The 15,391-nt window shown below is 56.0% G+C and carries 11 protein-coding genes; 8 read left to right on the top strand and 3 right to left on the bottom strand.

Annotated elements, in window-relative coordinates; translation table 11 throughout:
* Positions 1-13 precede the first annotated feature (13 nt).
* The 8 genes from RID21_RS25105 (at position 14) to RID21_RS25070 (ending at position 8,375) form a co-directional block, all read left to right on the top strand.
* Entirely contained in the window at positions 14-481 is a 468-nt protein-coding gene (locus tag RID21_RS25105) for a DinB family protein (protein ID WP_350193718.1), read from the top strand.
* Positions 482-584: 103 nt separating this feature from the next.
* The gene (locus RID21_RS25100; RefSeq protein WP_145046390.1) at positions 585-791 is read left to right on the top strand and encodes a hypothetical protein; all 207 of its coding nucleotides are present in this window, start codon (positions 585-587) and stop codon (positions 789-791) included.
* Positions 792-904: 113 nt separating this feature from the next.
* Positions 905-1,783, top strand: a complete 879-nt coding sequence (locus RID21_RS25095) for an SDR family NAD(P)-dependent oxidoreductase (RefSeq protein WP_350193716.1) — start codon at positions 905-907, stop codon at positions 1,781-1,783.
* A gap of 323 nt (positions 1,784-2,106) precedes the next feature.
* On the top strand, positions 2,107-2,817 hold the full coding sequence (locus RID21_RS25090) for a GntR family transcriptional regulator (protein WP_350193714.1): 711 nt from the start codon (positions 2,107-2,109) through the stop codon (positions 2,815-2,817).
* Between the two features lie 126 nt (positions 2,818-2,943).
* Entirely contained in the window at positions 2,944-3,888 is a 945-nt protein-coding gene (locus RID21_RS25085; protein WP_350193712.1) for a DUF1559 domain-containing protein, read from the top strand.
* 150 nt (positions 3,889-4,038) lie between these two features.
* A complete protein-coding gene (locus RID21_RS25080; protein ID WP_145188713.1) occupies positions 4,039-4,356 on the top strand; it encodes a hypothetical protein in 318 nt (105 codons plus the stop codon).
* Positions 4,357-4,464: 108 nt separating this feature from the next.
* Positions 4,465-7,065: a DUF1588 domain-containing protein gene (locus tag RID21_RS25075; RefSeq protein WP_350193710.1), complete on the top strand. Its 2,601-nt coding sequence runs from the start codon at positions 4,465-4,467 to the stop codon at positions 7,063-7,065.
* The gene (locus RID21_RS25070; RefSeq protein WP_350193708.1) at positions 7,062-8,375 is read left to right on the top strand and encodes a DUF1552 domain-containing protein; all 1,314 of its coding nucleotides are present in this window, start codon (positions 7,062-7,064) and stop codon (positions 8,373-8,375) included. The genes RID21_RS25075 and RID21_RS25070 overlap by 4 nt, the downstream gene beginning before the upstream one ends.
* 27 nt (positions 8,376-8,402) lie before the next feature.
* Here the strand turns inward: RID21_RS25070 and RID21_RS25065 are convergent, their stop codons facing one another.
* The 3 genes from RID21_RS25065 to RID21_RS25055 all read right to left on the bottom strand — a co-directional run bounded on the left by RID21_RS25065 (position 8,403) and on the right by RID21_RS25055 (position 15,346).
* Positions 8,403-9,302 carry a transglutaminase family protein gene (locus RID21_RS25065; RefSeq protein WP_350193706.1) on the bottom strand — a complete coding sequence of 300 codons (900 nt, stop codon included), beginning with the start codon at positions 9,300-9,302 and terminating at the stop codon, positions 8,403-8,405.
* Positions 9,299-11,836: a circularly permuted type 2 ATP-grasp protein gene (locus RID21_RS25060; RefSeq protein ID WP_350193704.1), complete on the bottom strand. Its 2,538-nt coding sequence runs from the start codon at positions 11,834-11,836 to the stop codon at positions 9,299-9,301. The genes RID21_RS25065 and RID21_RS25060 overlap by 4 nt, the downstream gene beginning before the upstream one ends.
* Positions 11,837-11,968: 132 nt before the next feature.
* A complete protein-coding gene (locus RID21_RS25055) occupies positions 11,969-15,346 on the bottom strand; it encodes a transglutaminase family protein (RefSeq protein ID WP_350193702.1) in 3,378 nt (1,125 codons plus the stop codon).
* Between the last annotated feature and the right edge of the window lie 45 nt (positions 15,347-15,391).

The raw sequence follows: 15,391 nt of genomic DNA, 5'->3' as shown, positions 1-15,391 counted from the left end.
AGGAGCACCTCATATGGATATCAGACAGCGGATCGAAGACTACCTGGCCGGACCGGAACAATTACGACAGGCCATCGAGGGGATGACTGACGCTGAACTGGATGCTGCCCCAATTCCCGGAAAATGGTCGACGCGACAGGTGGTCTGTCACATCGCGGACTTCGAACCTGTGTATGCGGACCGGATGAAGTGGGTGCTGGTAGAAGAGAATCCACCATTGCCGGGAGGCGATCCCGATCAGTTCGCTGAAAAACTGGCGTATGAGCAGCGCGATCTGGAAGAGGAACTGCAGCTGATTTCCGCGGTACGGAATCATATGGGACGAATCCTGAAGACATTGGAACCGGCTCAGTTCGAACGCACGGGCATTCATACCCGTGATGGGGAATTGTCGCTGTGGACTCTGCTCGACCGGATCACGGGGCATATCCCGCACCATATCAAACTGATTCAGGAAAAGCGGGACGCGCTGGCTTCCTGAGCCCCGAGAGAAACACGCGTTTGATTCCGCGGCAGATTTGCTATCATAGAATGTAAATCAGGTTTCTCTGATGAACCGCGGTCCCGTACCAGGGAAGAAAATGATGACCAGTCTTGAACTTGAATCCAGTGTCGTTGAATGGGTGATTGAGCATCCCGAAGTGCAGGGGGTACTTGAATCTCTGGGGATCGATCAGTCCTGCCAGGGGAAATCACTGGATTATGTCTGCCGACAGATGGGGCTCGACCCCCATTTTGTGCTGAAACAGCTGCATGAAGTGATCGAAGCAGATTCCGGCGTTGATGAGTGACTGAATGATCATTGTCTGGGCCTGCGGAGATGTCTTTACCCATTTCGCCCGATCGCGTAAACTCCCGCTTCTCGAAACAGGGAGGGTTTCGGTTAAACGAGGCGAATGGAGCGATGCAGAATTTAATAGGTAAAACAGCACTCATCACCGGTGCCGCTGCGGGGATCGGCAGAGAGATTGCATTGCAGCTGGCTGCGGAAGGTGTGGATCTGTTTCTGCTGGATGTCGATGAAAGTGGTCTAGCAGATACGGAGGAAACGGCATCTTTGCTGGGCGTGAAGGTCATCAGCCGACGCTGTGATCTGACCGACTCACATCAGATTACCGCCACGATGCAGGAAGTGCTGAGTACCTGGGACGGTGTCGATATTCTGGTGAATAACGCGGGCGTTGCCTTCTACGGTCCGACGCACACGATGACCGCAGAACAGTGGGACTGGCTTCTGGGTATCAATCTGCTGGCACCAATCCAGATTACACGAGAGCTACTTCCCAGTCTGTTAAACCGCCCCGAAGCTCATATAGTCAACGTTTCCAGCATTTGCGGCCTCGTTCAAGGCAATCGATTCAGTGCTTACCAGGTCAGTAAATATGGCCTGCTGGGTTTCAGTGAAGCACTTCGCGCCGAATACAGCCGACAGGGACTGGGCGTCTCCGCCATCTGTCCCGGACCGGTGACGACACGTCTGTTTGAAGTGGCTCCGTCAGGACGAGACGGCAAGCAGACCCCGATTCCTCCCCGCTGGATTTGTACGACCCCCGAATTGGTGGCGCAGAAAGCGGTCAAAGCCATCTACCGTGATCAGGGAATTTGCCTGGTGGGCTGGGTGGCCTATGTGCTTTATTATCTGAAGCGGATTGCGCCCTGGTCATTGGATCTTGCTTTTCGATTCGGCCGCCGTCGACGCATGAAGAAGAAGGCACAGGAGCTGGCGCTTCAGGCCGAACAGCAGTTCGAAGGGTCTGCTGATTTCTCATCGAAGGCTGCATAACAGCCCGCAGTGTGAAATTTATCCTCACCTGCTCAAAGCGGCTCTCTGCAGCTTTTCATCGCACCCGTTGTGTTCATCGTTCTTGGGATATGACGATTTCATGTGCTTCCGGGAATCGTCTGAAGATTCTCCCCTGTCTACACTTCCGGTAATTCCGTTCCCGGTTGCCCGCTGATTTTCTAATTTATGATTGACAGTCCGAAAGTTAATATTATATATAATGCATAATGCATTATGCGTAGAAATGAACAGGCTACGCACGTTTCGAGAGGGGTTACGGAAATGCGGAACCCCTCTACACGAGGAAAAACAGGCAAAACCAGATGAGCACATCGACTCCTGAAGCAACCCGGCTCCTGCCCGTCAGCACGTTACGACTGGATATTTTCAGTCAGATACTGCTCTCGATATTTACAGGCGAATACCCCTCGGGAACGCGACTCAAAGTACAGCACCTGGCACAACGGTTTGGCGTCAGCAGCACGCCGGTTCGCGAAGCGATTGTTGAATTGAGCGGGATTGGAGTCGTCGAGATGATTCCCAATCGCGGGGCAGTTGTGACACCTCTGGGGATTTCTGAAATACGCGAGATGTACCATATCCGGCGGATTCTCGAAGTGGAATCAGCCCGCTGTGCCTGTGAGTGCGCCGACCTGGAGGAAATTCGACAGTTGCTGGAGGAAACCAAGGCATTACAACAGGGACCGCGCGGAGCGGACTGGAGTCTGCTTTGTTCGGACAACGACCAGCGTACCCATACCGCGATCGTCAAGGCATCCGGAATCAGGCGATTGAAGACCGAACTGCAGCGCTACGATCGACTGATGCATATGATTCGCGTTTTGCTCAAAGACTGGGAGCCTTACCTGGATCAGATTCTCACTGAGCATCTGCAGGTTCTGGAAGCGATACTGCAACGTGATAAAGATGCGGCCGGGGCGGCGATGGAGCGTCATTTGAAAGGCACGTGTGAGCGGGCCGTCGAAGGCATTTTTGTGCGCCGGATACCGGAAACTGAAGCTATACAAAATTGAAAGCAGGAGCACGTACTGAATCCAGATCAGATTCGATTTGTCATCTCATATATCAGCCGCATACGTTTCGTTGCTGTTCCTGCAGCCGGCTAAGGAATTTATCTTCTATTCATCAAGGAGACGCTCATGTTTCGCGGGAGACGAGGATTCACGTTGATCGAACTGCTGGTGGTGATTGCCATCATCGCCATATTAATTGCGCTCCTGCTTCCGGCTGTGCAACAAGCGCGGGAAGCGGCACGTCGCAGTCAGTGTAAGAACAATCTGAAACAACTGGGACTGGCGCTGCACAATTACCACGATACCTTCCAGGTGTTTCCCTTTGGCATGATCAACCCGACCAATGGAGATCTGCCGGGATCCCCCCGTCCACCGACAGACAATACCGGCTGGTATCCGATGATTCTGCCCTATATCGAACAGGGGGCCTTGTACAACGAATTCATGGAAGAGCAGCAGAACTCAGCGCGGACCGGTGCCATCTACTGGAGCAGGAAAGAGTCGATCGTACCGATGATGATGTGTCCCAGCGATCCGGCAGGGCCGAAAAATGTGACCTATGGTCAGACGAGTCCCACCAGTAACGGTTCACAGGGATTCCACGGAAATTATGCAGTCTGTTCCGGATCGACGCACTTTGGACCCGTAAACAGTTACACGCAGTTGAATGGCATGTTTTATTCGCGTTCCCGTACGCGGCTGCGTGATCTGACCGATGGTGCTTCTACGACCCTGATGGCCAGCGAGATTATTCTCTCAGCCGACAGTTCCAAGCATGATGTGCGCGGCCGACTGATGAATCCCCGCTGCATGGGAACGTTTATCACAACACTGGAAACGCCGAATACGAATGTAGGTGATGTGTTAATCGCCTGTCTGGAAATTCCGCATGCTCCCTGCGGGGCGGACAGTACCACGAACAGTCGCACGTTTGCCCGCAGCTATCATACAGGGGGAGTACATGGTCTGCTGGCCGATGGTGCGGTCCGCTTTATTTCTGAAAATATTGATCGCGCCACCTACCAGGGGCTGGGAACCCGCGCCGGTCAGGAAGTCATAAACGAATTTTAAGCAGGTCTCTTTCACATGGGAGCATTAAACGAAATGTTGTTCAGCGCGAGATTCAACAGGCGTTTTGTGAGGCCGGTTTCCCTTCTGTGTCTGCTGTTGATCAGCGGCTGTTCCGGCGGGGCCGGTCCGAATGAGTCGGAGGTCAGCGGTATGATTCAACTGGATGGAGAACCCCTGCCTGAGGGGACGATTACCTTTGTTTCCGCAGATAATTCGACGCATTCTGCCCAGGGTAAAATTGAACAGGGAGAGTATCTCGTCAACGTTCCGATCGGGAATAAGCGGGTGGAAATTCACGCCTCCCGCTGGACAGGGAAGCCGTATGAGAAGTACGGTATAAAGGAGACCGAACAATACCTGCCTGCGATTTATAACGAGCAGAGTCAGTTAACTGCAGATATCAAAGCCGATCAGAGTCTGCAACTGGACTTTGAATTAAAGTCCGATTCTCAACCGTCGGGGGAGTGATTTGTGTCCGTGTTTCATTCGTATCCTGAATCCCGGGTTCTGCCTGACCGCTCTCTGGACCAATGTAAATGCGCTGTGGGAACACGGACTATGATTGAAGTCTCGTCTATGTTCGCGTGGTTTCTGGCGTGTGCTTTCCTGATAATAACAGCGTATTGTGAAGCCGAGGCTGCTGATGCGGTCCCGGCTGGTATTGGACAAAATGAGCGTACACTGCTGAAGTCAACCTGTGTGGACTGTCATTCGGGAGAATCGGCAGAGGCAAAACTGGATCTGCAGCAGATCTCGTTCGACCTGAAAGACAAAACGGCTCGCCACCGCTGGGTTCAGATCTATGATCGAATCGCGGCGGGGGAAATGCCCCCCGATCCGGCAGACCTGTCCGCGGAGAATCGGCAGGCGTTACTTGAGTCGTTGTCGCGAGCGCTGCTGCAGGTTGATCAGGCGGAAGTCAGTAACCACGGACGGGGACCTATGCGGCGGCTGACGCGTCAGGAGTATGAACAGAACCTGCGTGATCTGCTCCGGTTACCCGAACTGGATATCCGCGACATGCTGCCCGCCGACCGGGAACGTCTGCATTGTAACAAGGTGGCGGAAGTGCTGGACATGTCCCGGATTCAACTGGAAGCCTATCTCGATGCCGCCGATGCTGCATTGCGGCAGGCGGTCGCTTCAGGAGTCAAACCCCGGCCCCGAAAACAGGAACGATTGCCGGCCACGCGGATGTTTTTAACTGCACAAACCTTTGGGGAACGGGAGGCGATGTTCTATGCGAAGGATTCGAAACTGGTGCCTCTCTCGATGGCGGACCTGAACCGGATCCGCAAGGAGAACAGCCATGATCCGGCAATGGAACTTGCCATCTTTCGTTCTGCCTCCTGGCCTTACTATGGTTACCCCGATCAGTTCAAAGCGGTACAGCCCGGCACTTATCGACTGCGATTTTCAGCCCGTGCGGTGCGACAGTTACGGGATTTCAGTCTCAAGCCGGCTCAGTCTTCGATTCCCATGAACTTCCGCGCGCGTAAACGGTCGGGGGCGGATGTCTCCGGCGACGTGCGGGCCACAAAAGAGATTCTGGACATTCAACCGGAGCCCACGATCTATGAGACGACGATCCGACTGAAACAGAACGAGACCTTCGAGTACAGTCTGCTGGGACTGCCGGTTCCCCGGGCGATCAATCCACCCAATGCACCGCTCTACTATGACTTTCCCCCACGGCCGGAAGGCGGGCACCCCGGTGTTGCCTTTCAGTGGCTGGAGATTACCGGCCCCCTCGATTCCGAAGTCTGGCCGCCCGCTTCACATCGTCGGCTGTTTGGAGATCTACCGATTCGTGCGACACAAAAAGGAGCTCTGCCTGTAGAACTGGTGACAGAGCAACCTGATCAGGAAGCACGCAGGCTGCTCAGACGATTTATTAAACAGGCCGAGCGGGAGCCCACTCCGGAAGAGGTAATCCAGGTTTATGAACGACTGGTGCTGGGAGAACTGAAGCGGGGGGAACCGCTTGCAGAGTCACTGCTCTCGGGGTATAGCGCCTTTCTCTGTTCGGGACAGTACCTGTACCTGCCTGAGCCCCAGCAGAATTCTGAGCAGTTACCTTACGCGGTGGCGTCCCGGTTGTCACACTTCCTGGGGAATACCTGTCCTGATGGCGAGTTGAAGTCGCATGTGGCTGACGGTGATCTGCTGCAGCCGACGGTATTGCGCTCAGAAACAGAACGCCTGCTGAAGGCGGAATCATCCGAGGCGTTTGTGAACAACTTCACGGATTACTGGCTATCGCTGAAAGACATCCGGCAGGATGAACCCGATGCGCGGCTCTATCCCGAATATCGTTTCGATGATTACCTGATCGATTCCCTGGCGCTGGAGACGCGTGCTTTCTTCCGCTATCTGCTTGAAGAGAACCTGCCGATTACTGCGCTGGTGCAGACCGATTTTATCTTTGCGAACGACCGACTGGCCCGGCATTACGATCTGCCGCCGCTGGAAGGATCCAGGCTCCGTCGTGTTGCGTTACCTGCAGAGAGCCCGTACGGCGGATTGATCACCCAGGGGGCGATCCTGAAAGTGACAGCGAACGGGACGACGACCTCACCTGTGATTCGGGGCGCCTGGATCATGGAGCGAATTATGGGCGAACCTCCGCCTCCGCCACCGCCGTCGGTGCCTGCGGTCGAACCCGACATTCGGGGGGCGAAGACCATCCGCAACCAACTGGCGCAACACACGCGCGATCCGGTCTGTGCGAACTGCCATGCCCGCTTTGATCCGGTCGGCTTTGCACTGGAAAATTACGATATCATGGGGGCCTGGCGGAATCGGTATCGCAGTCTCGGGCGGGGGGAAAAAGTGACAGGCATCGATCGAGCCGGCCACGATTATGCTTATTTCATTGCTGGTCCCGTAGACGCCGGTGGTCAGTTGCGCGATGGTCGTGCGTTTCAGAACATCCAGGAATTAAAACAGTTGCTGGTGCAGAACCCGCGGCAGCTGGCCCGGAACTTTCTACAGCAGTTGACCCTCTATGCCACGGGCACCCCGGTTCGCTTTTCGGATCGACCCGTGATTGAATCCATTCTCGATCAATGCAAGGCCGATCAATATCGGGTTCGCGATTTACTGCTGGCGCTGGTTCAGAGCCGCATTTTTCTGGGAACCGAACCTGTTGCAGCAGCGAAGGGAAGCCAATCATGAGAAATCACTCAGCCCGACGACGGACAGTGGATGATGCTCGCCGGCGTTTTTTACGCGGTGCCGGTGTGGCTCTCGCACTTCCCCTGTTGGAGAGTCTGCAGCGACCTGCGCTGGGGAAGGAGTCTTCCGCTGCGATGCCTGGTCGCATGCTGTTGATTTCGAATAATCTGGGAGTCTTGCCGCAACACTTTTTTCCCAAAGAGAGCGGCGCCAAGTACCAGCTCTCTCCTTATCTGAGTGAGCTCAAGGAGTTGACTTCTGATTTCACCGTCTTCAGTGGTTTATCGCATCCGGCCTGCGAAGGAGGACATTCTACTGAGAACTGTTTCCTGACTGGAGCCAAACATCCGACGAGCAGCGGTTTTCGCAATACGGTTTCTCTCGATCAATATGCGGCCGAGCATCTGGGACGCCAGACCCGGTTCGCCACTTTGAACCTGGGAGTGAATATCGACAAGGCGAATCGTAGTCTCTCGTGGACGCGGGACGGCGTTCTGTTACCTGCGGAAGACAGTCCCGCTCGGTTGTTTCAGAAGATGTTCATTCAGGGAGACTCGGCGCAGATTAAGCGGCGGCTGGAACATCTGAAACGGCGGGGCAGTATTCTGGATGCGGTTTCCGAGTCGACGCAGCGATTGAATCGTGAACTGGGGCCGGAGGACCGTTCGCGTCTGGATCAGTATTTTACATCGATCCGCGAACTGGAACAGCGACTGGTGACTGCGGGGGAATGGGAGCAGAGCCCCAAGCCGAAAATCGTGGCGGAATTGCCGGAAGATATTCTGGATCGGGGGCTGCTGTTCGACAAGCTGGAACAGATGCTGGCGATGGCGGTGCTGGCACTGCAGTCCGACTCGACGCGGATCGTCACATTGATGGTGGATGCCTTCGCGACGCCCGTCTTTCAACTGTCGGAACAGGAAAAGAGTCTGACGAGTTATCATCCACTGAGCCATCACGGGATGCGGGCTCATCACCTGGCGCAGCTGGAAAAAGCGGATCGCCGCCAGATGCAGTTGTTGAAGCGGGTGCTTGAGAAACTGCAGACCGTGCAGGGAAATACGGGACGACTGCTGGACAGTACGATGGTGCTGTATGGCAGTAACATGGGTGATGCGAATACCCATGATAATACGAATCTCCCGATTCTCCTGGCAGGAGGCGGCTTTCAACATGGCCAGCACCTCGCGTTTAACCGGGAAGCGAACGCACCTTTGTGCAATCTGTATCTGAGTATGCTGCAAAGGATGGGAGTGGAAACCGATCGCTTCGGTTCCAGCAGCAGTACGCTGACAGGCCTGAAAGGTTGAGACCAGCGTAACACTTACTCGTTATGATTACTTTGCGGCGGGAGTTACCGGTTCTTCCGGTGCGACGTCGACAGAGACGGTCATGCGATGTTCGCCGCCACCCACGATCGTGCCCTGGATGGGACAGACGTCGTAGTAATCGCGGCCCCAGGCAACCGTGATGTGATCTGTGGAAGCTGGTACGTTGTTCGTCGGGTCGACATCGATCCAGCCTGCTTTCTCTCCGCAGTAAACTGAGAGCCAGGCGTGGGAGGCATCTGCTCCGACCAGGCGTGGCTTGCCCGGAGGGGGGATCGTGCGCAGATAACCGCTGACATAGCGGGCGGCCAGGCCCAGGATCCGCAGGCAGCCGATCTGGAAATGGGCGAAATCCTGACAGACGCCATGCTTTTGTGCATAGACCTCATCGATTTGCGTATTGACGTTCGTGGCGCGGGGATCATAGCGGAATTCCTTGTGGATCCGCGCGGTCAGATCAAGAACCGCCTCCAGAATCGGACGTCCCTTCGTAAACGAGACTTCTGCATAATCAATGAGTTTGGGAAACAGCTTCACTCCCGGAGACTGAAACACATACTGATATGCGTCGAGTAATGCGGGACTATGATCGCTTTTCAGTGCCAGGGAGATGGTTTCCCAGGCCGGCGTACTGGCGGGAGGGATTGCCGGTGTTGCCAGCACGGAGACTTGACTGGTGGCCGTCACGCTGAGTCCCGTATGAGGCTGGTCGATGGAGAAGAATGAGACATTGTTCCCGAAATAATCTTCGCGATGACTGATATTATAGGGATCGGGGTGGATCAGCAGCTGGAAATCATCACACATCTGGTAAGGCAATACGCGGGGCGCCAGGTGGACCACATTCTGACAGACCGGCACCGCCTCGGAGTAGGCATATTTCGTGATGTGGGTGATTTTGTATTTCATTGCGGACTGATATCTGCCAGCTGATGAGAGGGAACCGCGTGAACCAGATAACGATGCGAGATCGCTTCAGAGAGTTTGGGCAGCTGAGCGTCCCAGGTTTCGATCAATTGCTCCAGTGGTTGGTACTCACCCAGACAGTGCGTGTCCGAAACTTCCTGGATATCCAGCATGCGAACCGAATGCAGGAGCGTCATCGCCAGACGCTGCTCGGCTGAGTAACCGGGCAGTTCCCGGTTGCGCGGCAGACGCTCGACCTGCTTGGAGAGCTGCATGAACTGGAAGACGAGCGACCGTGGATTGCTTTCATCGGTCAGCAGGAGATCCAGAACAGCCGCCAGTTGCAGATTTGAGAGGTATCGCGAACGATACGTCATCAGGCTGTCGGCGACTTCGAGTACGGTTTCGAGAACCGGCGCCTGGATATCAGGCATCGGGATAAAGCTGTTTTTGACAAGGCTGATAATCTGCAGCGAACGTTCGAGCCGGCGTCCCAGTTCGAGGAAGCGGAAGGCCTGGGTTCGCGTCATGCTTTCCATGATGATCCCGCTGAAAGCAGAGAGTTCTGTAATCAGGTCGTTCATCATTGTCAGTACGTCAGAGAGGTTGGTGACGCCAAAGCGGGCCGGCTGGAAGCCTTTGTCGATGCGACGGATGATCCGCCAGGTGTCGAGCGAGACCCGGTCGCGGACTATCGAGCCCAGACGGAACAGTTCATTGATGATCGAACGGAGCGAAGCCGACTGGGTTTCATCGAAGACCGCGGTGGGCAGAACATGTTCGATATCGGGCAGCTGGTTCCGCATTTTTTCGATGGCGTAACCGGGTTCAATCTGTCCCTCGTCGGCCAGGCAGCGGAGCAGGATAGGGACTTCCAGATCGCTGTTCGAACGGGTTTCACCGCCGAGCCGATTGACCAGGCTGCGCAACAGCCGGGCCAGCGATTCTGCCCGTTCCAGCTGTCGTCCCAGCCAGAAGAGGTTGTCTGCCGCGCGACTCGGTAATTCCGATCCGCTGCGACGGAGGGAGATCGTGCGGCCCTGTTCTTTGAGGAGCGAAATATGTTCAACAGGCTGGTCGGAGAGAATCCAGGTATCCTTGCTGCCTTCCCCTTTGCGAATCGAGACTTCCAGCGGATCGAGTGCCTTGGCAGTCCGGGCCAGGGCGCCCTGCATCACGGTGTAAGAATCTCCTGCGGAGACCGCATAGGCTCTGAGCGAGAGATGGGCGGGCGTTGTTTCCCCTTTCCAGACCGGGACGCTGGAGCGGATGACTTTTTCCTGGGCGACAAACTGTTTGGGGTTGGCCTGAATCAGCTCGGCCCGTTTCTTGAGGGGGAGCTGATTCCAGCTTTCCATGGCGGGGTGATCCTGTCCCCGAATGCGGAAGGCTGACTGAATGGTCAGCTTCTCCAGGTTCTTCAATACGTAACTCAGTCCCTGTGGATCTCCACACCACCAGGTGGCGACGCCGGGCATTTTGAGTTCTTCCCCGAGCAGCGCTTTGCAGAGACGGGGCATGTAGGACATGAACGCAGCAGATTCGATCAGTCCACTACCCAGGGAATTAGCGATGCCGACCTGTCCGGAGCGGGCCGCCTGGGTCAGCCCCGAAATGCCCCGGCCGGACGAGGATCTCAATTCCAGGGAATCGCAGTCGCTGCTGTTCTGTCGCCGGAATATGACGTCAACGGGAATCAGCCCTCCGAGTGTTTTGAGCATGACCTGATTACGGCGAATCGCGAGGTCACCACCTTCCACCAGTGTGTACCCGAGGTAGCGTGCCAGGTAGGCGTCTTCGAAATAGTTCGGACTCTGGGGGCCATGGCTAAGCAGAACCACGCGGGGGTTTTCCATTCCCTGAGGTGCGAGGCTGCGCAGACGATCCTGAACGGCGATGAAGAAGGGGGCCAGTCGTTTGACATGGCACTGGTTGAACAGCTCCGGAAACATCCGCGATGTCAGAATACGATTTTCGAGTGCAAAGCCGATACCCGATGCCGCTTCGGTGCGATCGGCCAGTACCCACCATTTTCCATTGGGTGAACGAGCCAGATCGGCAGCGTAAAAGTGCAGGAAGCAGTTATCGCGGGGGACCTGTCCATGATAGGCCCGCAGGAAGCCCGGGTGCGAGAATACGATTTCGGCAGGCAGTGTTCCCTGTGTGAGCAGAGTCTGTTGTCCATACAGGTCGCTCAACACCAGGTTCACCAGGCGTGCCCGTTGTTTTAACGCGGTTGCGATCACATCCCACTCGGTAGACGAGATCAGAAAAGGGATGGCATCGAGTTCCCAGGGGCGGGGCTGATCGCCGGGGGTAATATGTCCACTGTAGGCGAAGTCATTGGCCTGGACAGTGCGTTGTGCCTGTTCCCAGCGGTGATCGAATTCTTCGCGGCCGATACGGGAGAGAGCATCCAGAAAGAGTTTGGCTTGCGGGCGGGGCTGCCCACCATCCAGCAGGAACTCATCAAACACGCCGGGGGGCGGCGTGTATCCTTGAAACAGATGGTTCACAGAGAGTGGGGAGGTTGTCACGGTAGTCTTTATTCCTCAAGTTGAGATGTACCTCAAGTGTTCTATTGAAGTATATCTCATCGCTGATCGTGTGTCGGTATTTATAATACGGGAGCGGTTTGCTCCCGGCGGCCCGGATGGGATCAGACTATTTTACACGATGCCCCGGTTTCGGCGAAGGTCAAGCGTGAAGGGAAACAGTGCGTTTTTTTCCTCTTCCGGAACGGATCGGAAACCGCCTGTATGTCCCATTTTGAAAAATCGGGTGGCCCGACGGCTCTCTGCTTCATAAGCGTTCACTGGAAAAGTGCCTGGATTCAACCCGCCGGGGTGGCCCACATGGTAGGTGCAGCCGCCGATGGAGCGTTGATTCCAGGTGTCGACCAGATCGAAAACCAGCGGTTCATCGACGGGAATGGTCGGATGGAGGCAGCTGGGTGGCTGCCAGGCACGATAGCGGACGCCGGCGATGGCCTCTCCTTCGGTTCCAGTCGGATGCAGGGGGATGCGGCGGCCGTTACAGAGCAGGACGTGCCGACCTGCGGCTAATCCCTGTACTTTCACCTGCAGACGTTCGACGGAGGAATCGACATAGCGGGCGGTTCCACCCCCTGCCGCTTCTTCGCCGAGGACGTACCAGGGTTCGATCGCAGTCCGTAATTCGATATGGACACTTCGATATTCGATTTCTCCGATATGGGGAAAACGGAATTCAAAGTGTGGACCGAACCAGCTGCTTTCCAGGGGATAGCCTGCCTGTTGCATTTCCGCGATGACATCTTCGAAGTCCTGCTGGATGAAATGCGGGAGCAGCCAGCGATCGTGAATCGAGGTGTTCCAGTCCATCAGCGGGATGTTATACGGATTGTTCCAGAAACGGGCGACGAGTGCCCGGAGCAGCAACTGCTGTGTGAGACTCATCTGCCAGTGCGGAGGCATTTCGAAACCGCGGAACTCGACCAGCCCCAGTCGGCCGGTGGCACTGTCGGGAGAATAGAGTTTGTCGATACAGAATTCGGCACGGTGGGTGTTGCCGGTCAGGTCGACGAGCAGGTGTCGAAAGACACGGTCGACGAGCCAGGGGGGAACGGGACCCGATTCGGGAATCTGTTCGAAGGCGATCTGCAATTCGTAGATCGCATCGCGGCGGCCTTCATCGACACGGGGCGCCTGACTGGTGGGACCAATAAAGCGACCGGAGAAGTAATAAGACAATGAAGGATGATTGTGCCAGTAGGCGATCAGGCTCCGCAGCAGATCGGGACGCCGCAGAAACGGACTGTCTTCAGGAGTATGAGAGCCCATGACGATATGGTTTCCGCCTCCGGTTCCGGTATGGGTTCCGTCCAGGTCGAACTGTTCGGTTCCCAGTCGCGACATGCGGGCGTCTTCGTAGACGCCGGAAGTGATCTGTACGAGTTCCTCCCAGTTGCTGGCGGGATGTACGTTGACTTCAATCACGCCGGGATCCGGTGTGGCCTTGATGTACTTGATGCGGTAATCGGGGGGCGGCAGATACCCTTCGATGATGACGGGCATTTCCAGTTCTTCCGCCGTCTGCTCGATGGCGGTCAGCAGTTCGAGGTAGCATTCGAGCCTGTCGACCGGCGGCATGAAGATGTGCAGACATCCGTCGCGCGGTTCGAAGCACATCGCGGTGCGAATGATCTCGGAGAGTTCGTCAGATTTGGTTTCATCAGAATGAGTGCCCTCGAGGGGGCTGTGCTTGTCTCCGTCTCCATTTCCGGATGAGCCGACACGTTCCAGTACCTGATGCTGGACCAGGTTACTGGTTTGCCTGGTGGTCCGGTGAGAGACGGCCTGCTGTTTGAGTCCTTCGTAGTCGGGCAGTGGTTCAGTTGCTTCGAAAGGAACCACGGGCACGGACTGGTATTCGCCTTCCAGTGCGGGAGGCAGCGAATCCAGGGGGAGACGGAGTCCCATCGGTGAGTCGCCGGGAATCAGGAACATGTGTTCGGAGCGAACAGGCCAGGTGCCGCTTTTCCAGCGGGGACGGGCGTTCCACCACTGATGCGTCAGGGGGAGCATGCAGCCGACCGGGTTGTTGAGTCCCCGTTCGAAGACGCGGGCCAGGCGAGCCCGTTCTTCTGCATCGTCGAGGTCTGCATTCAGTACATCCGCGTTCACGGACAGGCGACGCTCTTTCCAGAGGTAGTACATCGCGTCTTCGTATGCCCGCGAAACGTGATCCGGGTTGAGGTCGAGTCGTTCGGACAGCAGTCGCGAGAACTGCTCCGCCTGATCGATGTCGTGTCCGTAGTTTTTACCTGGTTCGGCCAGGAGTTTCGTGTTTTTCCAGATGGGCTGTCCGTCGGTCCGCCAGAGGCAGGTGAGTGCCCAGCGGGGCAGTGATTCGCCGGGATACCATTTTCCCTGACCGTAGTGAATCAGGCCGTCGGGAGCGAAGCGTTCGCGGAGGCGTTCAATCAGCTCGCCTGCCAGAATGTGTTTTGTGGGGCCGACGGCAGCGGTTTTCCATTCGTCCGAATCCATGTCGTCGATGGAGACGAACGTTGGTTCGCCGCCCATGGTCAGTCGGACATCATGTTTTTCCAGATCGACGTCAACCTGGTGTCCGAGTTGTTTGATCTGCTGCCATTCTTCCTCGGTGTAGGGTTTGGTGATGCGCGGATCTTCGTAGACCCGTGAGATCGACATTTCGTGGTGAAACTCAACTTCACATTGTTCGACTGTTCCGCTGATCGGAGCCGCGTTGAGTGGTTCAGGCGTGCAGGCCAGAGGAATGTGTCCTTCGCCGGCGAGCAGTCCTGAGGTCGGATCGAGACCAATCCAGCCGGCACCGGGGAGAAAGACTTCTGTCCAGGCATGCAGGTCGGTAAAGTCCACTTCTGTACCAGAGGGACCATCGAGAGATTCGACATCGGGCTTGAGCTGGATCAGGTAGCCCGATGCAAAGCGGGCCGCCATCCCCAGATGGCGGAGGATCGTCACCAGCAGCCAGGCACTGTCGCGACAGGAACCGCGGCCCAGCTTCAGAGTTTCTTCCGGGGATTGTACGCCAGGTTCCATGCGAATGACGTAACCGATCATTTCTTGCAGACGCTGGTTGATCTGCACGAGAAAATCGATGGTTTTGCATTCGCTGCGATCGATGGATTCGAGTAGAGCCGTCAGTTCTGGGCCGGGTGTGATCGGATCGAGAAACGGTTGCAGATCCTTGGCAAGCCCCGGTTCGTAGGTGAAGGGGAATTGGGTTGCATCGGGTTCGAGGAAGAAGTCGAACGGATTGACGACCGTCATCTCGGCGACGAGATCAATTTCAACTTCGAGGTTACGTGTCTTCTCGGGAAAGACCAGCCGCGCCAGATGGTTACTATGCGGGTCCTGAAGCCAGTTAATGAAATGTTTTTCCGGTTCGACCCGCAGGGAGTAGCTGCAGATTGGTGTGCGGCAGTGAGGTGCTGGACGGAGTCGTACGAGTTGGGGCGCCAGTTCGACGAGGCGGTCGTACTTATAAACTGATTTGTGGTTGAGAGCGACGCGGATCATGTTGGTTTATCATTCGGTGTTAACTGAAAACGGTGCTGCCAGACA

Source organism: Gimesia sp. (assembly GCF_040219335.1).
Lineage (GTDB): Bacteria > Planctomycetota > Planctomycetia > Planctomycetales > Planctomycetaceae > Gimesia.
This window is presented reverse-complemented; position numbering and strand designations above follow the sequence as displayed.